A 24,819-nucleotide genomic window follows, 5' to 3' on the forward strand; every position below is an offset into this window, starting at 1 on the left:
ACTGCGCAGGAATCCAAGGTCAAATCAAGAAATGATGACTGAATTGTTATGAAAGGTGTGCATAGTATTGGGGGTGGGCCGCGGCGAACTGCGCCAGGACGATGCGCCACGAAATCTTCTGCCCCGGCTGAAATTGAGGCACGCCGAGCTTCTGCAGAGTTTCCGCCAGAGTTTGAATCTTGCGCTCAACCTTCTTTTCGGTCCACTCCAAGGTTTCGGCGAGCTCGCGCTGGGTTCCCACAACCACGCGTGGTTCAGCAGCGGGATCATCGATGAGAGGTTGGGCCAGAGCCTTGAGTAGGAGGCACTGCTCCTCGTTGGGCTCGAAGACGTGAGTCGTAAACGGGCCATCCGGCGGCAGGCTAGGCTCCGGGCTGCGCAGCGGCTGCATTACGGTGAGCTCGCATTCGTAGCTCATCGTGGCGGTGGAGAAATACAGCGTCGATGTTCCCGGATGCAGCACTTCGATACTGCCGGGACTCAGGACCGTTCGGCCGTAGCCGCAGGCGGCCGGTGGTTGAATGGTGGCGGCAATGAAGCTGCCAATGTTTTTGAGGAACCACTGCGCGCCGTTGGACCATACCTGCAGGAACGTGCGGTGCATGGCTGGGTCGTCGGCGGCTAGGAGGATATCGCCCTGACGGCCCAAGGTGGCGGACTCGGTAACGCTCAGAAGCTGAGAGTGGCCAATAAGATCGTTGACAAGCAAGGCTCCCTGCTGTGGCTGCGACATGGTGACTGGCTCCTCCCTCAACGTGTCAACAGTGCTAACTAGGAGGTTAGTGTACTTCATGACCTGCGGTGGGAGGTCCATAGAGGGCCAGAGCACCTCGCCAATAGGGAGTGCGTTGAGGAGGCGGGGCGAGCGAGTCTGTGGTGACATCAGCTCGCTGGCCATGAGAGTTCCTTATGGGGCAGAGAGACTTACGGAGCGAAACCTCCGGTATAGGGAAATGAGGGGCGACGCCGTGAGTGATAAGGAAAGGAACGGGAATCGAGCTCCAAGCTCCGTTTCCCGAACCAGCACCGGTTATTTTAACAAGCTCCGTGGGTACCAACCTAGCGGCGGGGAGATTTCCCCAGGGGGCGGCAGGCGTAGGGTGCGGCCATTTGGGCCTGTTCGCTACCGGCGTACAGTGTGGTGAGCTGGGGAAACGGGCGTGTGATGGTGATGCGGAGAAAAATCGTGAATGGAGTGTCGGCCCCGCGCGTTAGAGTGGATGACACATTAACAGCGAAAGGTAAGAGGTCATGTTCGAGAGGTTTACAGACCGTGCTCGCCGCGTCATCGTTTTGGCGCAGGAAGAAGCACGCATGCTCAACCACAATTACATCGGCACCGAGCACATCCTCCTGGGTCTTATTCACGAGGGTGAAGGTGTTGCCGCAAAGGCCCTGGAATCCATGGGCATCTCGCTGGAGGACGTCCGCCGTGAGGTGGAGGAGATTATTGGCCAGGGCTCCCAGCCGCACACAGGCCACATTCCGTTTACCCCGCGCGCCAAGAAGGTTCTCGAGCTTTCTCTGCGTGAGGGCCTGCAGATGGGCCACAAATACATTGGCACCGAGTTCCTGCTCCTCGGCCTCATTCGTGAAGGCGATGGCGTGGCAGCCCAAGTGCTGACCAAGCTGGGCGCGGACCTGCCGCGCGTGCGCCAGCAGGTTATCCAGCTGCTCTCCGGTTATGAGGGCGGCGAAGGTGACGGTGGCAGCACCTCCCAGGGCGGTCCTGGCCCAGTAGGCGCTGGTGCTGGCCAGGGTGGTCGTGGCGGTTCCGGCGGCGCCGGTGAGCGTTCCAACTCCCTGGTGCTTGACCAGTTCGGCCGCAACCTCACCCAGGCTGCTAAGGACGGCAAGCTGGATCCCGTGGTGGGCCGTGAGTCTGAGGTGGAGCGCATCATGCAGGTGCTCTCGCGTCGCACCAAGAACAACCCAGTGCTCATTGGTGAGCCCGGCGTGGGTAAGACCGCCGTGGTCGAGGGCCTGGCCCTCGATATCGTCAACGGCAAGGTCCCGGAAACCCTTAAGGATAAGCAGCTGTACTCGCTGGACCTGGGCTCCCTGGTGGCCGGTTCCCGTTACCGTGGTGACTTTGAGGAACGCCTAAAGAAGGTCCTCAAGGAAATTAACCAGCGCGGTGACATCATCCTCTTCATCGATGAGATCCACACCTTGGTGGGTGCTGGTGCCGCCGAGGGAGCCATCGATGCTGCCTCCCTGCTGAAGCCGAAGCTGGCTCGTGGTGAGCTTCAGACCATTGGTGCGACCACCCTGGATGAGTACCGCAAGCACATTGAAAAAGACGCTGCTCTCGAGCGCCGCTTCCAGCCGGTCAAGGTGGAAGAACCGTCCCTCGATGACACCATTCTGATTCTCAAGGGCCTGCGCGATAAGTACGAGGCACACCACCGCGTGTCCTACACCGATGAGGCCCTCAAGGCTGCGGCCTCCTTGTCTGACCGCTACATCAATGACCGCTTCCTGCCGGATAAGGCCGTTGACCTTCTCGATGAGGCCGGTGCCCGCATGCGCATTAAGCGCATGACCGCTCCGGAAGGCCTGCGTGAGGTCGATGACCGCATTGCCGAGGTCCGTAAAGAAAAGGAAGCCGCAATTGATGCGCAGGACTTCGAGAAGGCCGCAGGTCTGCGCGATCAGGAGCGCAAGCTCGGTGAAGAACGCGCGGAGAAGGAAAAGCAGTGGCGCTCCGGTGACCTGGAGGAAATCGCAGAGGTAGGCGAGGAACAGATTGCGGAAGTCCTCGCACACTGGACCGGCATCCCGGTTCTCAAGCTCACGGAGAAGGAATCCAACCGCCTCCTCAATATGGAGGAGGAGCTCCACAAGCGCATTATTGGTCAGGACGAAGCTGTCAAGGCTGTCTCCCGTGCCATTCGCCGTACCCGTGCCGGCTTGAAGGATCCGCGCCGTCCGTCAGGTTCCTTCATCTTCGCTGGTCCGTCCGGTGTGGGTAAGACGGAGCTATCGAAATCCCTGGCTAACTTCCTCTTCGGTTCGGATGATGACCTCATCCAGATCGATATGGGTGAGTTCCATGACCGCTTCACCGCCTCCCGTCTCTTTGGTGCACCTCCGGGATACGTGGGTTACGAAGAGGGTGGCCAGCTGACCGAGAAGGTCCGCCGCAAGCCGTTCTCCGTCGTCCTGTTCGACGAGATTGAGAAGGCCCACAAGGAGATTTACAACACCCTCCTGCAGGTGCTTGAGGATGGCCGCCTGACCGATGGCCAGGGCCGCAACGTGGACTTCAAGAACACGGTGCTCATCTTCACCTCGAACCTGGGTACCCAGGACATCTCCAAGGCTGTGGGCTTGGGATTCACCGGCTCCTCTGAGACCGATTCGGATGCGCAGTACGAGCGCATGAAGAATAAGGTTAACGATGAGCTGAAGAAGCACTTCCGCCCGGAGTTCCTCAACCGTATCGACGAGATTGTGGTCTTCCACCAGCTCACCCAGGAGCAGATTGTGGAGATGGTAGAGCTGCTCATTGGTCGCGTGGAAAAACAGCTGTCCGAGCGCGATATGGGCATCGAGCTCACACAGAAGGCTAAGGACCTGTTGGCCAAGCGTGGCTTCGACCCCGTTCTTGGTGCCCGTCCGCTGCGTCGTACCATCCAGCGCGAGATTGAGGACCAGCTCTCCGAGAAGATCCTCTACGGCGAAATTGGTGCCGGTGAAATCATCACCGTGGACGTTGAAGGCTGGGATGGTGAGTCCAAGGACAATTCCTCGGCCACCTTCACCTTCACCCCGCGTCCGCGCCCGTTGCCGGAGGGCACCTTTGATGAGGAGCTCGAGAACTTGGAGGACACCGCCGTGCGCGAGGCTGATGAGGAAGCATCCTCGGATGAGCCGGATACCATCAGCCCGGATGTCCTCGGGGAGTCTGGCAGCGATTCCGCTGACGAGTCCCACAACGATGATGGCGATGACGGCAATCCGCCGCCGGCAGGCGCTGGCGCCGGTCAGCCGCTCTAAGCACTGATTAGGGCCCCTGCAGGGCCCAAAGGAATTAGCCCCGAACCGCATTCGTGTGACACTGCGTGCGGTTCGGGGCTTTCTTCGTGTGACTTTCACCGGCCCGGTGGGCAGGACACCCACCGCTAGAAGGGAATCAGCACACCGTCTCGTGGGATTCGTGCTCTGGGTGCTCGATTTGGATGGTGGAGTGCTCGATGCCGTGTTCGCGAAGGGCGTGCTGGGCGGCATCTAACAGCGGGCCGGTGTCGACGGTGCCGTCACGCACGATGTGCACAGTCGTGAGCACGCTTACGCCATCCAGGCTCCACAGGTGTAGGTCGTGGATGTCGGCAACGCCCTCGACCTGCCGCAGCGCGGGCTCGATCACACTGGCGTTGAAGCCCGCCGGAACTTGCTCGAGCAGCACGCTCGCTGACAACCGCATGAGCTGCCACGCGCGTGGGAGCACCATCGCGGCGATGAGTAGGGAGGCGATCACGTCCGCCGCCACAAACCCCGTGGTCAGCACCACGATGCCCGCCACAATCACCGCGACCGAGCCGAGCAAATCCACCAGCACGTGCAAGAACGCGCCCTCCACGTTGATTGAGGACTCGCGGTGGCGGTGCAGCACCCACGCCGATAGCGCATTTGCCACCAGGCCGATCACCGCGATGAACAACATCGCCTCGCCCTGCACCTCGGCCGGGCTTTGTAGGCGGCGCACCGCCTCGACGACAATCCACACCGAGATTGCCAGCACCATCACCGCGTTGGCTAGCGCCGCCAGCACCTCCACCCGTCGATAGCCGTAGGTGGCCTGGGCTGATGCTTGGCGCCGCCCAACCAACACTGCGATCACCGCAATGATGAGCCCCGCGGCGTCGGAAAGCATGTGCATCGCATCCGCCATTAGCGCCATGGACCCCGCCAACCAGCCGCCGATCAGTTCCGCGAAGAAGACGATGCCGGTAATACTGAGGGCAGCCAGGAGCGCGCGCAGCGGCGTGCTGGAGTGATCGTGGTCGTGGTGCTCGTGTGCCATGCACTCAGCCTATCGCCGCCGACGCCTATTGACAATTAAATGAAAATGGGTAGTAGTGGGCGAATCGTTGTGGTTTTACTTGGCCACGCCGAGACCTACCAGTGATTTCTTTGCCACCTCAGGGTCATCACTCTTAATCATGTACTCAACGATTCCCTTATCGTCAGGGAGGATTTCCTGAACAGTGAAGATGGCCTCCAACCGCTGTGCCTTGAATGTGGAACCGCGCGTTGATTCTGCTGAAATCTCAGCGGCCTCCAAGACGGGCTTGCCGTCACGAACGGCAGCAGTGGCGGCAGGGTCATCGGTGAAGACTACGTAACCAACCTCAGGTGCTTTCGTAGTATCCACGGAACAGTTGGTTCCCTTTGCTTCTGGGGCAGGGGAATTATCCGCGCCGTAGTAGCTGAACACCACTTCATAATCTGTGCAAGCTTCCACGAAGTCAGCAATCGGCTCGGGTGCTTGGTCGGCGGAGGTGAGGCCGCTTTGAGCGTCGTCAGCAGTATCGCCACCGGCCGCGTCGGCGGTGTCACCATTGGAAGCCCCGGAATCGGCAGGTGCTTCAGCGGCGGGCTGCGCAGGAGCGGCCGAATCCTCAGACTTGTCACCAAAGAGGGCGTCTTTAGCTGCGACGTAGCCAATCGCTACCACCACGATGACCGCGATTACTACCGGAAGGAGCAACAGCTGTTTCTTTACACTGAGGCCCTGCTTCGGGCCATCGGTGTGGGTACCTGACGTGCCCGCGGTGGGGTTCGACGTGGAGGAGGCAGTGCCCGATGCATTCTTCGAAGCCGCGCCTGGGTCTAGTAGTGAGCCATGCTTAATGAAATGGCGGTAGCCATTATCCGCAATTACCTGGCCTTCTTCGATGCGTGATGTGTCTTCCGCCCCGTTAAAGTGATCGGGCGAACCCGGATATGCAAGTCTGCTCATTATTCAGTCCACCACCGTGAATCAATGTCGGAATACAGGGAGTGCATCGACGCAACGCGCTCTTCTACGCTGTTGCGATTGAGACGGTGCTTGTTTTCTTTCCAGCGCTTAAAAAGTTCTTCCGAAGACACCGCGCGCGAGGCCTCCGTTCGTGCCTCCCGGCCTGCGGTCAGGGCCCACTGGGCGGCAAACTGCACGCGACGCGCGGCCTTCTCCGTGAACCCGCTCCACACTTTGTAGGTGCTGTAGAGCTGAGCCACGACGGCCCAGCCACCCTTGTAGGGCAGAACTGTGACGTTGCCGAGGCTGTCCAGTTCAAGGAACTCAAAATGAGATGGATCCTTCTTATCGGCGGTCACGAGGATCCTACGGTTGGTGACAAACGCGGCACCATCCACCCCGCTTGCTTTCGTGGCGGCGGCTTCCAGCACAATCTCGTCGACACCAAGGCCTTCTACAATGGCTGCGGCGGCAGCGTGCACAATCTCGGAATCACCAGCACGTTTAAGTGCAGCACCGAGATCTGGCCGGTCTGTCAATGCAATTTGTGGTCCTGTCATGCACACGAGACTAACAACACATCAAAAACTGTGACTGGGATGCCACACTATGGCGTACATCACCCCCCAGCATAGGGGTGATGGATGGGGCGCTACGGATCCACGTTAGGAACCTCGGTATTTTGTGAGGGTATGAGCTCAACGTTCACGCCAGCAAAGTTTGATGATACTTGGATCTACCGCCTTACAAAGTTCCCGTGGCCGGAACCGGCGCCGAGCAAAGATGAAGTGCGCCGCCACTCTTGGGGAATGATATACAAGAGCAATAAGGCGTTTGCGACCCCGCTAGGGGTTGAGGACATCAACGCAAGGACGGCCAAGTACTACAAAGCATCTCTCGAGCAAAACTGGGGGGTCACTGGTGCACAGGAAGCACACCAGGCTATTGACGTCTTGCTCGAAGGCAGTCAGCACGTGGAAAATGACCTTATTTTACCGCTCGCATACGCCGTGAAGGACGTCCCCGAGCGCGAGCTAGATGCGGAAGTGGAGGAAAAGGTCGAGTTCCTTAAAGACTTCTTTGTTGCCCAAGGCGCGGATCCGCGTCGTGGAGAACATAAGTTCCGCTACCTCGTAAGGATGTTGCGTTCGGAGGGCTTTGCCAAAGCAGCAGCCCCGGCATTGCCCGCCACTACTCGCGCATGGGACATAATCCGAATTCACAACGTTGGTGGTCCGGCAACGGAGCTGGGTTGGATCTCTCCAGAAGAGTTCCTTCAGATTTCAGATAAGGCCGTGGCGGCCCTGCAGCGCTACTTCGTGTCGTGGGCTGACGTAGCCGCAAGCTTCTGGTGGGGTCGAATGATCTGGGCGAGTGACGGTGAGCCCGACGTCGCCGCTGCGATGAAGGATCAATCGCAACGGCTCACCGAGTTGCTCGCACACAGTGATTCGCCTTGGGTACGCGTGCCCCTGCATGACATCGAGGCAGAGGAGCCCTTTTCATCCTTGGGCGGTCTGCACTAGCCAACTGCTGTCGTTGTTCGAGCGGCTGCGGAAGCTGCGGGAGAGAGACGCGAGTGGGCCTTCACGTTGTGAAACCTGATGTGACTGAAATGTACTACTAAGGAACTAGTGCTTAGGTAGCCTGGCAATTAGTTGGCGCGGGGACATTCTTAAAGCGGTCGATGAGGTAGTTGGTGCCGCGGAGAATCGCGCGGACGGTCGGGGCTGCATGGTTGGTGCCGGAGCCGGGACGGATGTTGACGGCTCGGGCGTCCTCGAACTGGACGGTGCCACCGGCTGTGCAGAAGTCACGGGCCATGGTGCGCGCCTGCTGGTAGGGGATGATGTCATCGGTGGGGGAATTCATCACCAGCATCGGGGCGTTGAGTGCGTGCTGGCCCAAGCGCTGCTCGTGCAGCATGCGGGAGGCTACCGGTTTGCGGCGCAGGAGCTCGGCAAAGGATTCACCGCTGTTCGTCAGCTCCTTCGTTTGCACATTTCCCCATGTAGACATGGATTCCCGTAGACAAAACGTACTGGCGTCGGTGAGGAATTCACGGCCGCGTGGGTTCAGCTCATCGATGATTTCGCGCGAGAACTCCGGGCTGCGCTCCGCAAATCCGTTGACGGCGTAACCCAGAACGTGGACGAGGGCGGAGCCGTCGACCGCATTCATTACCTCAAAGAGATCTGCCGGAGGGGCACCAGCAAACGTTCCCTTGACGTTGAGTTCTGGGGCGTAGGTGGCGGCGTATTCGCCAGCGGCAGCAGCGGCGCCGCCGCCTTGGGAATAGCCGGCGAAGCCCACCGGCGCGTGTGCAGGGGCACCGGCGAGCTTAAGGGCGGCCCGGGCAGCGTCGATAACTGCGTGGGCCTCCTCGATATTGTTGACGTACGTGTGGTGGCCCGGTGTGCCGAGGCCAATATAGTCCGTGACTGCGACGCGCACGCCCTGCGCCACTGCATATTCGTACATACGGATCGACGCCGCATCATAGCGCTGGTCAACGGGGTTATCGGTGGGAGCGACGAGCGCGCGTGATGGTGCACACTGGTCACCAGCGCCGCGCGTACCCGGTGCATAGACGATGGTGGGCCGCTCACCAGGCCCGTTCCACGGGACCTTGGGTTCGAAGACCATGCCGGTGACGGTCGTAGGCGCACCGTTCATGAGGGTGGAGGCGTAGGAGAACGTCGTGATGGTGACGTTGGATCTATCCATAGTCGTGGCGGACTGCACGCTTCCGGGAGGCGCCGCCTGGGCCACGGGGGCGGCAACAGTGAAGGCCGCAGTAGTTGCCAGCGCAACAATCAGGGACTTGATTCGCACAAGGCTAAGGCTAGCCCAGTACACCCCGGTCCGCATCCGCGCTAAGCTTACTCGCATGGGCATTTACTACCGTAAGCGTAAAAAGACCGGTAAGAACAGCTGGATTAACCTCTCCGGCTCCGGTGCGTCGATGTCGACGAAGGTCGGACCCGTGACCTTTAATTCCCGCGGTGGCATGTGGGTCAACCTGCCCGGTGGCCTGAATTTCCGGGGGCGCTGGCGTTAATGAGCTCTCACCCCAGCACCGACTATGTCCGGATGGGGTATGAGGCTGACGTCGTCCTGCGTTTGGGCATGATGCTCATGGGCGCGGGCACGTCGGGCTATCGGGTGCTGCGCGGCATGAAACGTGCTGCTCGCGCGCTGGGCTTCGACCGGCTTGATGCTGACGTTGGCGTCACCCAAATCACGTGTACCTTTCACCGCGGCCGTGATTTTCGGACCGTTGTGGCCCAGCAGCATTCACCGGCCGTCGATGCCTCTCGCATCGAGGCTCTCGAGGACCTCACCCACAACCGCCTGTTTTCAGGGATTACCGCTGAGGATCTCAGCGCCATGCTCGATGTCATCGAGTCCACGGTGATTAAACGGTGGAACCGCTGGCTCTTGGCCTGCGCGGCAGCCGTTGCCTGTGCATCCTTTGCCGTGCTCAATTACTTCACCGTCTATGCGGTCGTCCTCGTTGCGCTGGCGGCTTTCTGCGGTCAGTTGACCCGCGCCTCACTGCATCACAAACACGTGCACCAGCTCGGCTGCATCGTGGCGGGCGGAACAGTAGCGAGCCTGGTGTATTTCATCACCACCAAGGCGGTCGCCGCCACAGGCATCGCGAACCCCGCCGATTTTTCCTCCGGTTATGTTGCGGCGGTGCTGTTCCTCATCCCAGGATTCCCGCTGTTCTCGGCGCTTATTGACCTCGCACGCTTCGACTTCGGCGCGGGCCTGACCCGCTTGGCGTATGCGCTGACCATCATTACCGCGGCCACTTTTACCGTGGCGCTGGTGAGCTGGACCACGGAACTGACACCTGAACCAGGCATCCCGAGCCCCGATGCCCAATGGTATATCGCAGCAGCCGTGGCAAGTTTCCTCGGCATTTCTGGCTTTGCCTTCTTGTTCAACTCCTCTCGGCGGATGGTACTGGTGGCGGCGTCGGTGGGGACGGTGGCCAACATCGTGCGCCTGTTCCTCATCAGCTGGGGAGCGACCAACTACGTGGGCGCTTTCATTGGCGGCCTCATCGTGGGTCTGTTGGGTGCGGTGGCGTCCAAGCGTGCACACCTGCCGCGTATCACTACGACGGTGCCGGCGTCTGTCATCATGATCCCGGGCACCGCCATGTTCCGCACTGTCTACCACCTCAACGTGGGCAACATGGACCAAGCCTTGAACAACCTCGCCATCGCCTCAATGGCCGTCGTGGCGATTGGCTGCGGTCTTGTCTGCGCCCGCATGCTTACTGACCGCAACTGGACCATGGGTCGGCTCATCGACTTCTCCCATCGCCCTACTGAGGAAGATGGAACAGCCCCTCCTCGTTCTGCTCCATAAGGCCATCGTCGAGCAGCGAAGCGAGTGCGCGGGCGCGCTGCGGAGCGTCCTCCCAGACGGCGTCCAACTCGGACTGGGGAACGGGGTGGGGTGAGGTGCGGAGGACGTCGAGAAGCAGCCCACGTACTTGGCGGTCCGTGCCGGTAAACTTCTGCACGCGCTTCTTCGCCTGCGCAGCCTCTTCCTCACTCGGCTCCGGGCATCCGGCTAGCTGCCAGGCACACGTGGTTTTAATGGGGCAGGCTGCGCAGTCCGGATTCTTCGCCGTGCACACGAGCGCTCCCAGCTCCATGATCGCCGCTGAGAAACGCGGCCCATTCTCCTCCGGAAGAAGCTCCTCCACCTGTGCCAACTCGCGCTTCGAGGGTGTCGGCGCCAGGAACCGGCCTTCCTCAGCACGGGCATAGACGCGGCGCACGTTGGTGTCTACCACCGGCACGTTGCGCCCAAAATGAAACGCCGCGACCGCCCGTGCGGTGTACTCACCGATACCGGGCAGGGCCAAGAGCTTGTCGACGTCCCCCGGAACCTCACCCTCCCCAATCTCCTTCGCGCATTCCCACAGCCGTAACGCGCGCCGCGGATAGCCTAGCTTGCCCCAAGCACGCAGCACATCGGCTTTGGACGCCGCTGCGAGATCCTGGGGCGTGGGCCAACGTTGCATCCACTCTTTCCACTGCGGGGCTACGCGCGCAACGGGAGTCTGCTGGCTCATGACTTCGCTGAGCAGTACACCCCAGGCCGAGGTCCCCGGCGCCCGCCAGGGCAGGGGGCGCTCGTGAGCGTCGAACCACTCCATGACAGCTTGGGTATCCATAAACACCTCAGTGTAGGGGTGGTGGGACTAGAGTGTGAATCATGCCTCTAGTACATGTGCCGCACCGTCCACAGGAAGTCTGGGAAGCCCTCCAGGAAGGTAACCGTCGCCTCGTGAGCGGAAACCTTATTGCCGTTAATCAGGATGCCAAACTGCGCGCCGGGTTGACCCAGGGCCAAGACCCGCGCGTTATTGTGCTGGCCTGCTCGGATTCCCGCGCACCGATTGAGCACGTATTCAACATTGGTTTCGGTGATGCCTTCGTTATCCGTACGGCTGGGCACATCCTAGATAGTGCGGTAATGGCGTCGCTGGACTATGCCCTAGAGAACCTCAACGCCAACCTGCTCGTCGTGATGGGGCATCAGTCCTGTGGTGCGGTGAGCGCGGCCTCCGATTTCCTGGATGGCGGCGAGCTGCCGACGGGGCTGCAGCGACCCATCATTGAGCAGGTCGCGGTAGCGTCCATGGTGGCTCGGCGCGATGGCCGCGAGGACCGCGCTGACTTTGAGCGTGAGAACACCGCGCAGACGGTATCGCAGATCATCTCGGACGTTCCAGCCGCACGCGCGCTTCTCGACGCTGGAACGCTCGGCATCGTCGGCCTGCGCTACCTCCTTGAGGACTCCAGCGTGGAGACCGTTGTCCTCCACGGCGTGCAGTAGCGCGACAATAAGGCTGCGTGGTGGGGGAAAGAACAAGACACGCGGCCTAACGCTGGCCCGGGTTAGCGCTCAGTCCCTTTAAACTAAAGGCTGTGACTGAGCCAACCCGTACCTCGAAGCCGCTGCCGCGCGAGATTTATGTTCGCCGCCGCCTTGCCGCGCTTGTGGCGATTCTGGTGCTCGTGGTGATCCTCATTTGGGCAGCCACTGCGCTTTTCGGTGGGTCATCTGAGGATAAGGAGTCGCAGCCGGCAGCGGCATCCAGCAGCTTGGTTCAGCCATCGGAGCAGCCGACTACCTCGCAGCCAGAGGAGACTGAGTCTGAGACCCCAACATCCGATTCCGAGGAGGAGCAGCCTTCGGAAGAAGGCTCGGATGATGCCGAGAAGAGCGAAGAATCCCAGAACACCGAGCTGGTCGTGGATCCCTCGAAAACGGAGTGCTCCTTGGAGGACCTCAAGGTCATGGCAAAGACCAATGAGGACAGCGTTCCGGGTGGCAAGATGCCAACCTTCTACATGGAAGTCTTCAACCCCACCACGAAGGATTGCTCCATCGACCTTGACGAGCAGCAGCTGCGCTTTGAGGTCTACAAGATGGGCTCCAACGAGCGTGTATGGTCTGATACCGACTGCTATGCCTCCGTGGAGACCGGCAAGCAGACCTTCAAGTCCGGCGAGACCCGCTTCTTCCAAGCCGACTGGTCCCGCAATCGCTCTGAGCCGGGTCAGTGCACGGAGCGCCCAGAGGCCGAATCCGGTGCATACTTCCTGCACACCGTGATCGGTGACAACTACTCGGCAGCCTTGCCCTTCAACCTGCTCTAAGCGCTAGCTTTCGCGGCCGCACTAGGGCAGCGCTAGCTCAGCGCAGAAATTGCCTCACTCAACGTGGATGCTTGATGCACGCGCATGCCGGTGACCTCTACCTCGCCCGGCGGGACGATAGCCTGGCGGTAGCCCAAACGCGCAGCCTCCGCTAGACGACGATCCAAATTGGTTACGCGGCGTACCTCGCCGGCCAGGCCGACTTCTCCAATAACCACGGTCTTCGGTGGTAGCGGCCGCTCATGGAGTGAGGACCACGTGGCTAGGGCTACCGCGAGGTCTGTTGCTGGCTCCTGAATCTTCATGCCACCTACAGTGGCGACGTAGGCGTCTTTGTCGTTGGTGCGCTCGCCCGCCCGAGCCTGCAAGACAGCAAGCACCATGGGGACGCGGTTGGCATCCAAACCAGTCACGACGCGGCGAGGATTCTTGGCCACCGGATCAACCGTGAGTGCTTGTACCTCCGCGAGAATGGGGCGCACACCGTCCATGGCTACCGTGACCGCGGAGCCGTCCGGTGTGCTACCACGGTGGGAAAGAAACAACCCGGACGGGTCCGCGACCTCGCGGATGCCGGCGGCGGTTTGCTCAAAGCAGCCCATCTCATCGGTAGCGCCGAAGCGGTTCTTGAGCCCGCGCAAGAGCCGTAGGGAGGACTGGCGGTCACCCTCAAAATTCAACACCACATCCACGAGGTGCTCGAGTACGCGCGGACCAGCCACGTTGCCATCCTTGGTGACGTGCCCCACGAGAAGGATCGGGATGCCAGTGTTTTTAGCCAGTGAGGTCAGTGCGGCGGTGACCGCGCGGGATTGTGCCACGCCTCCAGCCACACCTTCAACGCCCGCTGCATGCATGGTCTGCACTGAGTCCACAATGATGAGACTGGGCTTGAGCTGTTCGACGTGTCCGAAGACAACATCCAAATTCGATTCGGCAGCCAGATAGAGTGTCTCGTGCAATGCACCGGTGCGCTCAGCGCGGGCGCGGACCTGTCCAGCTGATTCCTCCGCAGTGGCGTACAACGCCGTGCGGCCTAGTTGTGCCCAGCGCGAAGCGACCTCGAGCAGCAGCGTGGATTTACCTACCCCCGGCTCGCCTGCCATAAGCACAACGGAGCCGGGCACGATACCGCGCCCCAGGACGCGGTCAAGCTCCCCAATCCCGGTGTTAAGGGCCTTGGTCTGCGCCGCCCCTACCTTGGTGATGGGGACGGCCGGGCTCGTTGGCGTAAGTCCCGTCGGCCGGCGTCCGCTCATCGCTGCCTGCGCAGCACTGCTTTCCTGCGCGGCAGCAGTTTCCTGCAGCGTTCCCCACGACCCGCACTCGGGGCAGCGGCCCAGCCACTTGGGGGAGACAAAACCACACTCGGTGCAGGTGTGGACGGGACGAACCTTTTTAGCCATGCCTCTCACTGTAGTAAGGCGCCCGGACATCGAGGATGTTGTTGCTCTATCATCAAGGATTCGTTATTACCCCCATATGGAAGTATTCCCCACGAACCTAGGCAGCAACATTATTTAGCCCTTACAGTGTTGGGTAGGTTACAGGCAAAACTTTCACAGTGTTGCGTGAAGCCCTACCCCCATGCACAACTCTCCCAACCCCTAAGGTGATTTTATGAAGATCCGTCGTACCCTCGTCGCCGCCGGTGCTGCTGTTGCTATCGCCCTGGCTGGTACCCCTGCTGCCTCCGCCGCTCAGGCGCCGCAGCCGCTCGCAGATGTCCTGACGCAGATTACCAACGTTGCTGGCTATGATGCTCAGAACGTCATCCTCGTACCGGCAGCCCTGTCCTCCTTGGGCTTCATTTTGAACGTTCTGTAATAACCCCGTAACTATCCCCCTCAAAGAATCATTCAAGGAGACACAATGAAGAAGATCCGTCGTTCCCTCGTTGCAATCGCTGCTGCATCCGCCGTCGCTGTGGCTGGCACCCCGGCCGCTTCCGCTGCTTCCTACCCGGAGCCGCTGAACCAGGTCATGGACACGATGATTAAGTACGGTGGCCCGCAGGCACCGAACCTCTTGCTCGTTCCGGCTACTCTGTCCGCACTTGGCTGGGCCCAGTCAATCCTCGCTAGCTCCTCCATGCGCTAGAAGCTTGTAGAACCCTCCACTCTGTCGCCGCCGTGCACTTTCTGTGTGCGGCGGCGTTAGTGCGTTTAGGAGGGAGAAGGTCCAGCAATGCGAAACCGCCCTAGCTGCACGCTGTGCCAACTAGGGCGGTGTGAAGTGTGCAGCTAGGGCGGCGTGAAGCCTCGTGGGAGAAGCTTTACTTAGCCTCGGTGTAGCCCTCTTCGGACTCCGGGTCGCGGTCAAACTTGCCGGCCTCCAGCGGGGAGGCGGACACGGTGGCGTCGACCTCAATGGTGCCGGTGTTGAAGGTGAAGGTCACCGGGCGGGAGCCGCCGAAGGCGAAGCCATCGTTCTCCAGGGAGGTGGTCACGTAGGTGACGTTGTTGTCCTTCTCATCCTTCGGAAGGTTCTCCAGGTTGGTTGCGGAATCGCCGTACAGTGCCTGATCGCGGGCAATCGGGGTAGCGCCCTCGATGACGACATCCTGGCCATCAACGCTAATGGATTCCAAGGTGACCTCATCGACCTTGTAGCCCTGGTTCACGGCGATGAACTTCAGGGAGGTTTCACCGGAGTCCGGCTCAACCTGAATGGTGACGTCGCGTACGGACACCTTGCCATCTTCGGTGCTGGCGGCTGCGCCATCGACAGCTGCCACCTTCTCCGCGGTCTGCGCAACATGACCGGCCGAGCAGGAAGCCAGCGCCAGCGCGGAAAGGGCGGTAACTGACATGATGGCACCGCAGCGAGCGGCGGACTTCAGGGACTGCACTGTGAGTGTCCTCCATAGAATTGCGATCACAAAGCTTATCAACGCTTTAGCCTAGTCCCTCTCCGCGAAAAGCACACAGTTTCCGGCAAACCCCTTGGGTAAACCGGGGGTAGCCATGCTTCACCGCATGCGCGTCGTGGTGTATAGCCTCCCCGCGATGCCTAAGCGGGCGGGGGTGAAATGCTGCGTGCTAGAATCGATTCCCTGTATATGCGGCCCATCGAGAGCGGAGCGAGCGCACTCGATGAGCATCGTCTTCAAAGGCTTCACAAGGAGTGGCAATGGAATTTAAGGTCGGAGAGGTCGTCGTCTACCCCCACCACGGCGCCGCCAAAATCACGGCGATTGAAACGCGCGAGATGGGTGGCGAAACCCTCGAGTACCTCGTCCTCCAAATCAACCAGTCCGACCTGGTCGTCCGTGTGCCTTCCAAGAACGTCGAAATGGTCGGCGTTCGTGACGTCGTGGGCAAGGAAGGGCTGGAAAAGGTCTTCTCGGTTCTGCGTGAGGTAGACGTTGAAGAGGCCGGCAACTGGTCCCGCCGTTACAAGGCCAACCAGGAGCGCCTCGCCTCCGGCGACATCAACAAGGTTGCTGAAGTTGTTCGTGACCTGTGGCGCCGTGACCAGGACCGTGGCCTGTCCGCCGGCGAGAAGCGCATGCTGGCCAAGGCGCGCCAGATTCTCGTGGGTGAGCTCTCTCTGGCTAAGCCGGTTGACGAGAAGAAGGCCGACACCATGATGGAGGAGATCAACGCCACCATCGAGCGCCATCGTGCCGCTGGTTTGGTGGACGATAAGTCCATCACCACCGACGTTGATAGCGACATCGATCTCGATGACCTCTCCTTCGACGACGAAGACTAAACCCCGCGTCATCGCCCTCGTTGCGGCGGCAGGTAAGGGCACGCGCCTCGGCGCCGAGGTGCCCAAAGCCTATGTCGAGCTGCGCGGGCGCACCCTACTCGAGCGTTCCGTCCAGGCGATGGTCACTTCCGGCATCGTCGATGAGGTCATCGTGCTCGTCAGCCCCACTATGGAAAGCTACGCGGAGCGCATCCTAACTCGCGTCGAGGCTGACATTCCTCTCCGCCTTGTCCACGGCGGCGGCGAGCGCGCCGATTCCGTATGGGCGGGCTTGCAGGCCATACCGGACGAGGACGCCGTGGTGCTCATCCACGATGCGGCCCGGGCGTTAACGCCTCCGGGGATGATCGCACGCGTCGTCAAGCGCGTGCTCGAGGGTGCCACCGCAGTTATCCCAGTCCTGCCCGTCGCGGACACCATTAAGGAAGTAGAGGGCGACACTGTCCTCGCCACGCCAGACCGCTCCCGCCTGCGCGCTGTGCAGACGCCACAAGGCTTTTCCCTGGCCGCGCTGCGTCACGCCAACGAGGATTATTGGGAGCAGAACCCGGATTTCACGGCGACGGATGATGCAAGTCTTATGGAATGGCATGGCTCGCGCGTGGACACCGTCCAGGGTGATACCTTCGCCTTTAAAATCACCACCCCCATCGACCTCGTCCTAGCCAAGGCTGTGACGGACGAGGCCGAACCGACCATCTTTGAGGTACCCAGTGACTAACCCCATCATCCCCCGCGTTGGCATCGCCACCGACGCCCACCAGATCGAGCCCGGAAAAGAATGCTGGATCGCCGGGCTACTCTTCGAGGACGCCGACGGATGTGAGGGCCACTCCGATGGGGACGTGGTAAGCCACGCGCTTGTCGACGCTCTACTGTCAGCCTCCCACCTCGGCGACCTCGGCTCCTTCGTCGGAGTGGGCCGCCCTGAATATGACGGTGTGTCCGGTGCGAAGCTGCTGCGCGAATGCCGCGAGCTGCTGGAGAAGGAAGGTTTCACCATCGGCAACGCCTCCGCCCAGCTCATCGGCCAAACCCCTAAGATGGGGCCGCGCCGCGAGGAGGCTGAGTCTGTGTTGAGTGAGATTCTTGGTGCGCCGGTCTCCATTTCTGCGACCACGACTGACCGTCTCGGCTTCACCGGGCGCGAGGAGGGCCGCGCCGCCGTGGCCACCGCCGTGGTCTGGCGCGCCCCCAATTCCTAACGTAAAGTCGAGGGAGAGGAGGCTGCCGTGGCATTGACAATGCGAATTATAAATACCGAGGCCCTGCGGGCTCGGTATGGGGAACTCCTGCATGCCTTAGAAGTAGCCATTGGGGCGAACCTTAGTTCTGAAGATCTGCGCATGCTCGCAGAATCCGGCCGTTTTTCCACGGAAGAGCGCGACCTTTATGACGAACTCCGTCGCGTAGAGCTCATGCTCGAAACCTAAGTCGTGGTGAATTCCTAACTCAGGGTCAATTAGACTAGTCCGCGTGAGTACTTTGCGCATTTTTGATACCGCTACCCGCAGCCAACGTGACTTCGAGCCGGTTCGCCCCGGCCACGCGTCGATTTATCTGTGTGGTGCCACCCCGCAATCCCAGCCGCACATTGGCCACCTGCGCTCCGGCGTGGCCTTTGACATCTTGCGTCGCTGGCTTATCGCGCAGGGCTATGACGTGGCACTGGTGCGCAACGTCACCGACATCGATGACAAAATCCTCACCAAGGCCGCGGAGAACAACCGCCCCTGGTGGGAGTGGGTATCCACCTACGAGCGCGAGTTCACTAAGGCGTACAACACCTTGGGCGTGCTGCCACCCTCCGTGGAGCCGCGCGCGACGGGGTTTGTCACGCAAATGGTGGAGTACATGCAAAGGCTTATCGACGCCGGCTTTGCCTACGCCGTACCTGGTGGCCCAGCGGGGGAGGACGATGAGGCTGGCTCCGTTTACTTCGACGTTGCCGCGTGGAATGCCACGGAAGGATCGGATTACGGCGCGCTGTCCGGTAATCGCGTCGAGGAGATGGAACAGGGCGAAACAGACAACGCCGGCAAGCGCAGCCCCCAGGACTTTGCCCTGTGGAAGGCCGCTAAGCCGGGCGAGCCGTCCTGGCCCACTCCCTGGGGGCGCGGCCGTCCGGGCTGGCATCTGGAGTGCTCGGCCATGTCCACCTACTACCTGGGTAGTGAGTTCGATATCCACTGTGGTGGTCTGGACCTGCAGTTCCCGCACCACGAGAACGAGATTGCCCAGTCCCATGCGGCCGGCGATAAGTTTGCCAACTACTGGATGCACAATCACTGGGTGACCATGTCTGGTGAGAAGATGTCCAAGTCCTTAGGCAACGTGCTTTCCATCGCCAACATGCTGGAGATCGTCCGCCCGGTGGAGCTGCGCTACTACCTGGGCTCGGCGCACTACCGCTCTGTGCTTGAATACTCCGAGTCCGCTCTGACCGAGGCTGCTGCGGGCTACCGCCGCATCGAGGACTTCGTGGGCAAGTTCGAGGGCGTCGAGAAGGGCGAGTGGACCCCAGCCTTCGCAGAGGCCATGAATGATGACATCGCCGTGCCGAAGGCGTTGGCGGAAGTCCACACCACGGTGCGTGCAGGAAATAAGGCCCTTGCTGAAGGCCGCCGGGAAGAGGCCGAGCGCCTCGCCGGAGCAGTGCGCGCCATGGCTGCGGTTCTTGGCTTTGATCCGTGCGATGAACAGTGGAAAGATGGTGGCGAAACAAGCGGCGCTGTCGCGGCACTGGACGTTCTTGTCCAGGCTGAGCTTGAGCGCCGTACGACCGCCCGCGCAGAGAAGGACTGGGCTACTGCGGACGCTGTGCGCGACCGCCTGACCGCCGCGGGTATTACTATCACTGACACCGCCGACGGTCCCACCTGGTCCCTGGCGGACTAACCGTCCTTGGGCTAGGCCAAGGACAACAAAGGAGAAGAACCATGGCACGTACCCACGGCCGCGGCGGCGCGGGCGCCCGCAAGACCAACAAGAAGGGCGCTACGAAGGGCTCGGGCGGTCAGCGCCGCAAGGGCCTGGCTGGAAAGGGCCCCACGCCCAAGGCGGAGGACCGTATTTACCACGCCAAGCACAAGGCAAAACTGGAGCGCGAGCGCCGCAACTCGGGGCGCCACCAGAAGGAAACCGCAGAGATGGTCGTGGGCCGCAACCCGGTCATCGAGTGCCTCCACGCCAAGGTGCCGGCCACCTCGCTCTACATTGTGCAGGGCACGCGCAACGATGCCCGCCTGTCGGAGGCCGTGGCCATGTGCAATACCCGCAACATCCCCATTCTTGAGGTGCAGCGCCACGAGATGGACCGCATGACTGGCAACGGTCTGCACCAGGGTATCGGCCTGCAGATTCCGCCCTACAAGTACGCCGAGGTGCATGACCTCATGGATCGCGCGCGCGACGCTCAGGAACCGGGCATGTTCGTCATCCTCGACAACATTACGGATCCCCGTAACCTCGGCGCGGTTATCCGCTCCGTCGCTGCTTTCGGCGGCCACGGCGTCATCATCCCGGAGCGCCGTTCGGCCTCCGTTACCGCGGTGGCTTGGCGCACCTCGGCCGGTACCGCAGCACGCCTGCCTGTCGCGCGCGTGACCAACGTGACCCGCACCGTGCAGGAATTCCAGAAAGCCGGCTACCAGGTCGTTGGCCTGGACGCCGGCGGCGAGCACACGCTCGACACCTACACGGGTGGCAAGGATCCCGTGGTCATCGTCATCGGCTCTGAGGGAAAGGGCATCTCCCGCTTGGTCCGCGAGAACTGTGACGTCATCATGTCCATCCCGATGACCGCGTGGGTCGAATCCTTAAACGCATCCGTTGCTGCGGGTGCAGTGCTTTCGGAGTTTGCTCGGCAGCGTCGCGCTGCGAAGTAACAAGTAATTTGGAAGGCGTCGCGTTGTGTGGCGCCTTTTTGTTTGCCTCCAATGTGTCTGCTGGGCAGCTCCCGCCGTCCTGGTCGCAAATGTCCAGGGCTGGAAACCCAGACCACCTGTTCGCATTTTCACGCGCTTGCCGACGCCCTGCAATCCACCAGAGAGCTGCGGATTGAGGCCTGGATATTTGCGCGGAGTTGATGAATCTGCGAAAGGTAACTTTTGACACTTGAATGCGGTTTAGGGGCAGCGTATATCTTTCAGTATCGCGCGCTATAAGTTCGGATTCTTCTCAAGAAAGGAATGCTTATGAAAGTGAGCATGTCTAAGCGAGCAGTTTCAGTAACTCTCGCAGGTTTGTTGGCGTTGGGTGGTACAGGTGTTGCTGGGGCCACGATTGTAAATATCGATGGCGGCACGTGGGACTACGGTACGGGTAGTGGCCAAGTTTGGTCGCACTACTTTCACAATGGGGTGCGGCACGGTTCAACTGCTGTTGGTACCTTCAAGTCGGATAGCGGTTGCGTCAACAAAAACACTTGGTCACGAGCAACAGCTCCCAAGAAGCCCTCTGGAAATAAGTCCTATTACCGACACTGCTAAGGCTCGATGAAAACTTCAGTCAGACTACTAACCGTAGGGATTTTGCTCTCTACGGTTATTAGCGCATTCATTGCCTTTGTTGGAGCCAGCCTCTTATCGACTCTGGATTATCGGCTTGGCAACGAGTTTGTCCAGATCGAAGACTTCAAACCTGACAGTCACACAGAAACACTGTTTCCTGAGCTTTCTGAATTTGCAGGGGACTCAGGATTTGACGTATCGATTTATTACTCCTCGCTAGCTGATTCGGATGGTGAGCTGCGAATCTACTCCTCGGCTCTGCCTTCAGGTGTAGCTAACTTTGAGTCTCAAAAGTTTCAGAGAGGCGAAAAGCTTGTTTGGTATCCATTGTCGGAAATTCCGACTAAGGAACCGCGCCAAGTTTTTAACATTAAAGGATCGGAAAACGACGCTCGAGACCTAACGACATGGTTGGAGGAGCGCGGGTATTCCGTGATAGGGCTCCAGAACTTGACTTGGAGTTTCGTCATGACTTCGTCGCTGCCTTTGTTGGTCGCGGCTGCTTTTCTACTCGCGCTCGTGTTGGGTGGCGGGCACTGCCTAGTGCGGGCTCGCGAAATCGGCATTCACAGACTTTTGGGGCTAAAGCTATCGCAGACGCTAAGGCTTGATGTAACGCGGCTTGCCAAGCAAACATGGCTACCATTTTTTCTTGCGATCATTTTTATTGCGGCGGCATTGTATCTTTACAACGACTGGGCAGAAGCGACGTTGTTTTGGGCCTTTTTCGGCGTTTCTGTGTTGCTCCAATGGGTCGGTTTGGCGCTGGGCTATGTGCTCGGGCAGTTATTGGTTCGAAATATTTCGATCCCGCAGGCCATCAAAGGCAAGGTTCGGGCGCGTCCAATTACCTACGCACTGTATGCTGTCCGGCTATTGGCACTCTTGACGAGCCTGACGGCACTTTCGCAGATGGTTGATACCGGTGCTGAGGTGTCCGCGCGAGAGGAATTGCAACCGTATTGGAGCGGACATGCCAATGAGCAAGAGTTTGCCCTGAGCTCGAATATCACTCCGGATGAAAAAGAACAGGCTGCAGCTGCAGCGCCCTTGCGTCAGGCGGACCGCGAAGGAAAGCTACTCTTAGCGGATCCTTTTTGGCTTACCTGGCCGACTCAACTGGAAGCCCCGGTTATTCTCAGCAACCATCGGTTCGCCGTTCAAGCTGGTGTTTCCCCTTCTGAAGAAGACGTAACCGTTTGTGCTCCCGTTGCCCTCAGTGAAGAATCCAAACAGACGATTATTGACTCCGTTGCATTTGAAGCCGAACTCGCGAAGAAGAAAGTTCCAGATTTTAACTGGAAAGAGGATTGTTCGCTTGGGCAAGTCTTTTCCTATGACGTTGAGCTGCGGCCAGTAATTAATGACCCCATTGTGGTCTCGTTACCAGTGGGGCTTGAAGCTATCGGTGACCGGAATTTACTCGCGAAAGCCTCGCAGAAAGTCCTCCTTGCCATCGAGCCAACTGTCGTTGGTGAGCTGAAAGATGGGACGGTGGGCAAGGTGCTTGCCACGGCACAACCGCATGCTGATTCCTGGCGATCGTCCCTTGAGGAAGCCAAAGATCAATTCAGCCTTTGGTCGTTAAATACGGTCGTAGCGATACTACTGGTTTCCTTGTTAATCGTCGCGGGGCTTTTCAGTTTCCAGGTGGCGTTCCGGCGAGAGCTCTATGTTTCCTTCATTTGTGGGCGCAGCCCGTGGAAGATGTGCAGGAAGATTCTGCTGGCCGAGCTATTCTTTTTCGTTACCACCATCGGCTGGGTTTTGTATCGTTTGCGCGAGCATAAGGAACAACTGGAATCGCACTATCCATCAACGTGGTCGATGGGGTTTGAAAACAGGTGGTCCACGGCAACCGTTCTTGCTGTCGTCGCATTTTCGATCGTGTGGATGTGTATTTCAATCGGTTTGACCTGGTGGATTAGTGCGCGAAATCAAATGCGCTGGACAGACAGCGAGGGAAATTAGGATATGGAAATTCAGGTTGAAGACCTTCACTACAGTGTGAAGGGAAAAATGATTCTTTCCGGCCTTACGCGGTCTTTTGCGGCTGGCCGGGTGACTGCATTAACCGGTGTCTCCGGAAGTGGGAAAACCACCCTGTTGAACCTCTTGGGCGGTCTGATCTCGCCGGACAAAGGCTCAATCATGTGGGATGGAAACAACATTGCATCGCTATCGGCAGGTCGACTGCGCAAGTATCGACGCGAATGCGTTGGGTATCTTTTTCAAGATTACGGCTTGGTTCCTGACCTCACCGTTGTCGACAACGTGAAGCTCGCAGCCAGTAACGTTTCGCGCCGTGCTTTCGACGAGGCGCTAGACAGCGCTTTGGCGCAGGTTGGTTTACGCGGCTATGAAAAGCGTGTGGTCAGCGGCTTGTCGGGCGGCGAACAACAACGAGTAGCCTTGGCGAGGATCCTCGTTTCCAAGCCCAAAATCGTATTGGCGGACGAGCCAACCGGTGCGCTTGACGAGGACAATGCTCAGCTGGTTGTTGAACACCTTCGTGCTTTCGCTGACCAAGGCGCCGTTGTCGTCGTCGCGACGCATTCCAAGCATGTAGCCGACCAAGCAGACTGCGAGGTAACGCTTTAGTGTGGCGATTGAAATACTCGGATATGCCGTGTCTGCTCGCTGGCATCCGAGACGATGAGCAACCGATACTCGATGAGCTAAGACGCTACTTCCTCTGGCCCCAGGTTGAATGTGCGTCCACTCAAAGGGAGCTGCTGAATGCATTGTCTCGCTCACAGGAGCAATTGCTGGTGTTGTGCGAGCGCAAAGACTCGGCGACCTGGGTATGGGATATACAAGAGTTAAAGAGCAGCGATTTCATTTACTTGGTGGATTATTCACAGCATTCGCGTGAGAAGCTTCAAAAGGCAATCAATTTGGGCGCGTCTGCATATTGTGTGGTTACCCGGGAAGCTCGCTCCGGCCATGGGGGCCTTAAATTAAGTTGTTGCTTCGATATAAACGGCGTAGCTGTTGGGACAATGCCTGAACCAGATATGCAGCGAAACCTCGAGCGACTATCCGCAATTCAGCTTCGAATTCTAAACGGAATTGTATTTGGGCACTCAAATAATGGCATCGCGGAAGAAACACATCTTTCTGTGCCGATGATCAAGAAAATAGTTTCCCAGCTGCTCGACATCTTTGCTGCAGAGAACAGAGTCCAGTTAGCCATCAAAACCTTACCCGCTATGGGTTGAGCTGCCATCCTGTTGCAAATGCCCAGGGCTGGGTAAGTAGCGGGGAGGCGAGCCACGGGGCTAAAAGCCGAAGAAGTCCTCCACCACCTGGGCCGCGATGAAGCTATCGGTATTCGGGCCCAAGCGCGCGTCGAGCTCGTTGCCCGAGGGGATGACGTGGCCCACGCCTTCCATGGTCCACAGTTCGACGGGGTTGTCACCTTCCCAGGAATGCAAAGACACATCAGAAAACGGGCGGGTTACCTTGGCCTTAGAGCAACCGTTCATCGTGGCGAAGCGCTGCGCAGTCCACAACGCGGAAGTAACCTCGCCGCGGGAGCTATTCGCGAGGCCAGCGTGGCCGCCTTCATAAGGCGCTAACGGGTCCGCAGTGCCGTGCATCATGAGGATTGGGGTGGGCTTATAGCCCTCGGGGTTAGACGGCGCATGGTTAGCGCCGCTGCCCATCGTCGAGGCGAAGATGCAAGCGCCGTTGAGGAAGCCCGGGGCATCGAAAAGCAGGCGAATTACCATCTGCCCACCGTTGGAATAACCGCATGCGAAGGTGCGCTGCGTGCCGTATTCCTCCTGTACGGTGGCGGCGACGTGTTGGAGAAAGGCGACATCGTCAATGCCAAGCTCACGGGCCTTGACCGGAAGCACCGCGCGGGCGTCGTTGAAGTGCCTGTCCACGCCGTCGGGGTAGACAACCACCGTGCCCGTGCGGG

27 protein-coding genes are annotated in these 24,819 nt (G+C 59.7%); 18 read left to right on the plus strand and 9 right to left on the minus strand.

The window, feature by feature from the left end:
• Window positions 1-46: 46 nt before the first annotated feature.
• Window positions 47-898 carry a hypothetical protein gene (locus tag HMPREF2875_RS04095; protein ID WP_070670570.1) on the minus strand — a complete coding sequence of 284 codons (852 nt, stop codon included), beginning with the start codon at window positions 896-898 and terminating at the stop codon, window positions 47-49.
• A gap of 353 nt (window positions 899-1,251) precedes the next feature.
• Here HMPREF2875_RS04095 and HMPREF2875_RS04100 point away from each other — a divergent pair, with 353 nt between their 5' ends.
• Window positions 1,252-4,002, plus strand: a complete 2,751-nt coding sequence (locus HMPREF2875_RS04100; RefSeq protein WP_070670572.1) for an ATP-dependent Clp protease ATP-binding subunit — start codon at window positions 1,252-1,254, stop codon at window positions 4,000-4,002.
• Between the two features lie 136 nt (window positions 4,003-4,138).
• Here HMPREF2875_RS04100 and HMPREF2875_RS04105 read toward each other — a convergent pair whose 3' ends face one another.
• The 3 genes from HMPREF2875_RS04105 to HMPREF2875_RS04115 form a co-directional block, all read right to left on the minus strand.
• Window positions 4,139-5,029, minus strand: coding sequence for a cation diffusion facilitator family transporter (locus HMPREF2875_RS04105; RefSeq protein WP_070670573.1), 891 nt, complete (start codon window positions 5,027-5,029; stop codon window positions 4,139-4,141).
• Window positions 5,030-5,104: 75 nt separating this feature from the next.
• Window positions 5,105-5,968 (minus strand): hypothetical protein, encoded by an 864-nt coding sequence (locus HMPREF2875_RS04110; protein ID WP_070670575.1) that lies wholly within the window; start codon window positions 5,966-5,968, stop codon window positions 5,105-5,107.
• Entirely contained in the window at window positions 5,968-6,528 is a 561-nt protein-coding gene (locus HMPREF2875_RS04115) for a hypothetical protein (protein WP_070670577.1), read from the minus strand. Before HMPREF2875_RS04115 ends, HMPREF2875_RS04110 begins: the two co-directional genes overlap by 1 nt.
• 132 nt (window positions 6,529-6,660) lie before the next feature.
• On the opposite strand from HMPREF2875_RS04115, the gene HMPREF2875_RS04120 reads away from it, so the two are divergent.
• On the plus strand, window positions 6,661-7,494 hold the full coding sequence (locus HMPREF2875_RS04120; RefSeq protein WP_070670579.1) for a DUF1266 domain-containing protein: 834 nt from the start codon (window positions 6,661-6,663) through the stop codon (window positions 7,492-7,494).
• Window positions 7,495-7,606: 112 nt separating this feature from the next.
• Here HMPREF2875_RS04120 and HMPREF2875_RS04125 read toward each other — a convergent pair whose 3' ends face one another.
• Window positions 7,607-8,803 (minus strand): lipase family protein, encoded by a 1,197-nt coding sequence (locus HMPREF2875_RS04125; protein ID WP_246817025.1) that lies wholly within the window; start codon window positions 8,801-8,803, stop codon window positions 7,607-7,609.
• Between the two features lie 55 nt (window positions 8,804-8,858).
• Between HMPREF2875_RS04125 and HMPREF2875_RS13195 the strand changes: the two genes are divergently transcribed.
• Together HMPREF2875_RS13195 and HMPREF2875_RS04130 are read left to right on the plus strand one after the other, a co-directional pair.
• The gene (locus HMPREF2875_RS13195) at window positions 8,859-9,029 is read left to right on the plus strand and encodes a DUF4236 domain-containing protein (RefSeq protein WP_080975064.1); all 171 of its coding nucleotides are present in this window, start codon (window positions 8,859-8,861) and stop codon (window positions 9,027-9,029) included.
• Window positions 9,029-10,354 (plus strand): threonine/serine exporter family protein, encoded by a 1,326-nt coding sequence (locus tag HMPREF2875_RS04130; protein WP_070670584.1) that lies wholly within the window; start codon window positions 9,029-9,031, stop codon window positions 10,352-10,354. The genes HMPREF2875_RS13195 and HMPREF2875_RS04130 overlap by 1 nt, the downstream gene beginning before the upstream one ends.
• Here the strand turns inward: HMPREF2875_RS04130 and HMPREF2875_RS04135 are convergent.
• Complete coding sequence (locus tag HMPREF2875_RS04135; RefSeq protein ID WP_070670586.1) at window positions 10,311-11,171, minus strand: HhH-GPD family protein; 861 nt, start codon at window positions 11,169-11,171, stop codon at window positions 10,311-10,313. The genes HMPREF2875_RS04130 and HMPREF2875_RS04135 overlap by 44 nt on opposite strands.
• A 41-nt stretch (window positions 11,172-11,212) precedes the next feature.
• On the opposite strand from HMPREF2875_RS04135, the gene HMPREF2875_RS04140 reads away from it, so the two are divergent.
• Together HMPREF2875_RS04140 and HMPREF2875_RS04145 are read left to right on the plus strand one after the other, a co-directional pair.
• Window positions 11,213-11,836, plus strand: coding sequence for a carbonic anhydrase (locus tag HMPREF2875_RS04140; RefSeq protein ID WP_070670588.1), 624 nt, complete (start codon window positions 11,213-11,215; stop codon window positions 11,834-11,836).
• A gap of 92 nt (window positions 11,837-11,928) precedes the next feature.
• Window positions 11,929-12,663 (plus strand): hypothetical protein, encoded by a 735-nt coding sequence (locus HMPREF2875_RS04145; protein ID WP_070670589.1) that lies wholly within the window; start codon window positions 11,929-11,931, stop codon window positions 12,661-12,663.
• Window positions 12,664-12,695: 32 nt separating this feature from the next.
• Here the strand turns inward: HMPREF2875_RS04145 and radA are convergent, their stop codons facing one another.
• A complete protein-coding gene (radA, locus tag HMPREF2875_RS04150) occupies window positions 12,696-14,069 on the minus strand; it encodes a DNA repair protein RadA (protein ID WP_070670592.1) in 1,374 nt (457 codons plus the stop codon).
• Window positions 14,070-14,283: 214 nt separating this feature from the next.
• Here radA and HMPREF2875_RS04155 point away from each other — a divergent pair, with 214 nt between their 5' ends.
• Both HMPREF2875_RS04155 and HMPREF2875_RS04160 read left to right on the plus strand, forming a co-directional pair.
• Window positions 14,284-14,490 carry a hypothetical protein gene (locus HMPREF2875_RS04155; protein WP_070670593.1) on the plus strand — a complete coding sequence of 69 codons (207 nt, stop codon included), beginning with the start codon at window positions 14,284-14,286 and terminating at the stop codon, window positions 14,488-14,490.
• A 45-nt stretch (window positions 14,491-14,535) separates the two neighbouring features.
• Complete coding sequence (locus HMPREF2875_RS04160) at window positions 14,536-14,763, plus strand: hypothetical protein (protein ID WP_070670595.1); 228 nt, start codon at window positions 14,536-14,538, stop codon at window positions 14,761-14,763.
• A 175-nt stretch (window positions 14,764-14,938) separates the two neighbouring features.
• Here HMPREF2875_RS04160 and HMPREF2875_RS04165 read toward each other — a convergent pair whose 3' ends face one another.
• Window positions 14,939-15,514, minus strand: coding sequence for a hypothetical protein (locus HMPREF2875_RS04165; protein ID WP_070670597.1), 576 nt, complete (start codon window positions 15,512-15,514; stop codon window positions 14,939-14,941).
• 281 nt (window positions 15,515-15,795) lie between these two features.
• Here HMPREF2875_RS04165 and HMPREF2875_RS04170 point away from each other — a divergent pair, with 281 nt between their 5' ends.
• The 10 genes from HMPREF2875_RS04170 to HMPREF2875_RS04205 all read left to right on the plus strand — a co-directional run bounded on the left by HMPREF2875_RS04170 (window position 15,796) and on the right by HMPREF2875_RS04205 (window position 24,112).
• Window positions 15,796-16,380 carry a CarD family transcriptional regulator gene (locus HMPREF2875_RS04170; protein ID WP_039676588.1) on the plus strand — a complete coding sequence of 195 codons (585 nt, stop codon included), beginning with the start codon at window positions 15,796-15,798 and terminating at the stop codon, window positions 16,378-16,380.
• The gene (gene ispD / locus HMPREF2875_RS04175) at window positions 16,352-17,101 is read left to right on the plus strand and encodes a 2-C-methyl-D-erythritol 4-phosphate cytidylyltransferase (RefSeq protein ID WP_070670599.1); all 750 of its coding nucleotides are present in this window, start codon (window positions 16,352-16,354) and stop codon (window positions 17,099-17,101) included. The genes HMPREF2875_RS04170 and ispD overlap by 29 nt, the downstream gene beginning before the upstream one ends.
• Window positions 17,094-17,585 carry a 2-C-methyl-D-erythritol 2,4-cyclodiphosphate synthase gene (ispF, locus tag HMPREF2875_RS04180; RefSeq protein WP_070670600.1) on the plus strand — a complete coding sequence of 164 codons (492 nt, stop codon included), beginning with the start codon at window positions 17,094-17,096 and terminating at the stop codon, window positions 17,583-17,585. Before ispD ends, ispF begins: the two co-directional genes overlap by 8 nt.
• A 27-nt stretch (window positions 17,586-17,612) precedes the next feature.
• Window positions 17,613-17,813 (plus strand): hypothetical protein, encoded by a 201-nt coding sequence (locus HMPREF2875_RS13440; RefSeq protein ID WP_141754567.1) that lies wholly within the window; start codon window positions 17,613-17,615, stop codon window positions 17,811-17,813.
• Window positions 17,814-17,856: 43 nt separating this feature from the next.
• Entirely contained in the window at window positions 17,857-19,278 is a 1,422-nt protein-coding gene (cysS, locus tag HMPREF2875_RS04185) for a cysteine--tRNA ligase (protein WP_070670602.1), read from the plus strand.
• 41 nt (window positions 19,279-19,319) lie between these two features.
• Entirely contained in the window at window positions 19,320-20,267 is a 948-nt protein-coding gene (gene rlmB / locus HMPREF2875_RS04190; RefSeq protein WP_070670604.1) for a 23S rRNA (guanosine(2251)-2'-O)-methyltransferase RlmB, read from the plus strand.
• A 321-nt stretch (window positions 20,268-20,588) separates the two neighbouring features.
• Window positions 20,589-20,870, plus strand: a complete 282-nt coding sequence (locus HMPREF2875_RS13200) for a lactococcin 972 family bacteriocin (protein ID WP_186302166.1) — start codon at window positions 20,589-20,591, stop codon at window positions 20,868-20,870.
• A 6-nt stretch (window positions 20,871-20,876) separates the two neighbouring features.
• Complete coding sequence (locus HMPREF2875_RS04195; RefSeq protein ID WP_070670606.1) at window positions 20,877-22,862, plus strand: hypothetical protein; 1,986 nt, start codon at window positions 20,877-20,879, stop codon at window positions 22,860-22,862.
• A gap of 3 nt (window positions 22,863-22,865) precedes the next feature.
• Complete coding sequence (ccmA, locus tag HMPREF2875_RS04200) at window positions 22,866-23,492, plus strand: heme ABC exporter ATP-binding protein CcmA (protein WP_042532294.1); 627 nt, start codon at window positions 22,866-22,868, stop codon at window positions 23,490-23,492.
• Window positions 23,492-24,112, plus strand: a complete 621-nt coding sequence (locus HMPREF2875_RS04205; protein WP_070670608.1) for a helix-turn-helix domain-containing protein — start codon at window positions 23,492-23,494, stop codon at window positions 24,110-24,112. Before ccmA ends, HMPREF2875_RS04205 begins: the two co-directional genes overlap by 1 nt.
• Before the next feature lie 60 nt (window positions 24,113-24,172).
• On the opposite strand, the gene HMPREF2875_RS04210 is transcribed toward HMPREF2875_RS04205, so the two are convergent.
• Window positions 24,173-24,819, minus strand: a 647-nt coding sequence (locus tag HMPREF2875_RS04210; protein ID WP_246817026.1) for a CE1 family esterase, incomplete at its 5' end; no start/stop codon positions are given.

The sequence above is a fragment of the Corynebacterium sp. HMSC078H07 genome, from assembly GCF_001812805.1.
Classification (GTDB): domain Bacteria; phylum Actinomycetota; class Actinomycetes; order Mycobacteriales; family Mycobacteriaceae; genus Corynebacterium.

Excerpts from the sequence above, each read along its gene's own strand:
- HMPREF2875_RS04095 (WP_070670570.1), bottom strand. The coding sequence starts at position 898 with ATGGCCAGCGAGCTGATGTCACCACAGACTCGCTCGCCCCGCCTCCTC.
- HMPREF2875_RS04100 (WP_070670572.1), top strand. The coding sequence starts at position 1,252 with ATGTTCGAGAGGTTTACAGACCGTGCTCGCCGCGTCATCGTTTTGGCG.
- HMPREF2875_RS04105 (WP_070670573.1), bottom strand. The coding sequence starts at position 5,029 with ATGGCACACGAGCACCACGACCACGATCACTCCAGCACGCCGCTGCGC.
- HMPREF2875_RS04110 (WP_070670575.1), bottom strand. The coding sequence starts at position 5,968 with ATGAGCAGACTTGCATATCCGGGTTCGCCCGATCACTTTAACGGGGCG.
- HMPREF2875_RS04115 (WP_070670577.1), bottom strand. The coding sequence starts at position 6,528 with ATGACAGGACCACAAATTGCATTGACAGACCGGCCAGATCTCGGTGCT.
- HMPREF2875_RS04120 (WP_070670579.1), top strand. The coding sequence starts at position 6,661 with ATGAGCTCAACGTTCACGCCAGCAAAGTTTGATGATACTTGGATCTAC.
- HMPREF2875_RS13195 (WP_080975064.1), top strand. The coding sequence starts at position 8,859 with ATGGGCATTTACTACCGTAAGCGTAAAAAGACCGGTAAGAACAGCTGG.
- HMPREF2875_RS04130 (WP_070670584.1), top strand. The coding sequence starts at position 9,029 with ATGAGCTCTCACCCCAGCACCGACTATGTCCGGATGGGGTATGAGGCT.
- HMPREF2875_RS04135 (WP_070670586.1), bottom strand. The coding sequence starts at position 11,171 with ATGGATACCCAAGCTGTCATGGAGTGGTTCGACGCTCACGAGCGCCCC.
- HMPREF2875_RS04140 (WP_070670588.1), top strand. The coding sequence starts at position 11,213 with ATGCCTCTAGTACATGTGCCGCACCGTCCACAGGAAGTCTGGGAAGCC.
- radA (WP_070670592.1), bottom strand. The coding sequence starts at position 14,069 with ATGGCTAAAAAGGTTCGTCCCGTCCACACCTGCACCGAGTGTGGTTTT.
- HMPREF2875_RS04155 (WP_070670593.1), top strand. The coding sequence starts at position 14,284 with ATGAAGATCCGTCGTACCCTCGTCGCCGCCGGTGCTGCTGTTGCTATC.
- HMPREF2875_RS04160 (WP_070670595.1), top strand. The coding sequence starts at position 14,536 with ATGAAGAAGATCCGTCGTTCCCTCGTTGCAATCGCTGCTGCATCCGCC.
- HMPREF2875_RS04170 (WP_039676588.1), top strand. The coding sequence starts at position 15,796 with ATGGAATTTAAGGTCGGAGAGGTCGTCGTCTACCCCCACCACGGCGCC.
- ispD (WP_070670599.1), top strand. The coding sequence starts at position 16,352 with ATGACCTCTCCTTCGACGACGAAGACTAAACCCCGCGTCATCGCCCTC.
- rlmB (WP_070670604.1), top strand. The coding sequence starts at position 19,320 with ATGGCACGTACCCACGGCCGCGGCGGCGCGGGCGCCCGCAAGACCAAC.
- HMPREF2875_RS13200 (WP_186302166.1), top strand. The coding sequence starts at position 20,589 with ATGTCTAAGCGAGCAGTTTCAGTAACTCTCGCAGGTTTGTTGGCGTTG.
- HMPREF2875_RS04195 (WP_070670606.1), top strand. The coding sequence starts at position 20,877 with ATGAAAACTTCAGTCAGACTACTAACCGTAGGGATTTTGCTCTCTACG.
- ccmA (WP_042532294.1), top strand. The coding sequence starts at position 22,866 with ATGGAAATTCAGGTTGAAGACCTTCACTACAGTGTGAAGGGAAAAATG.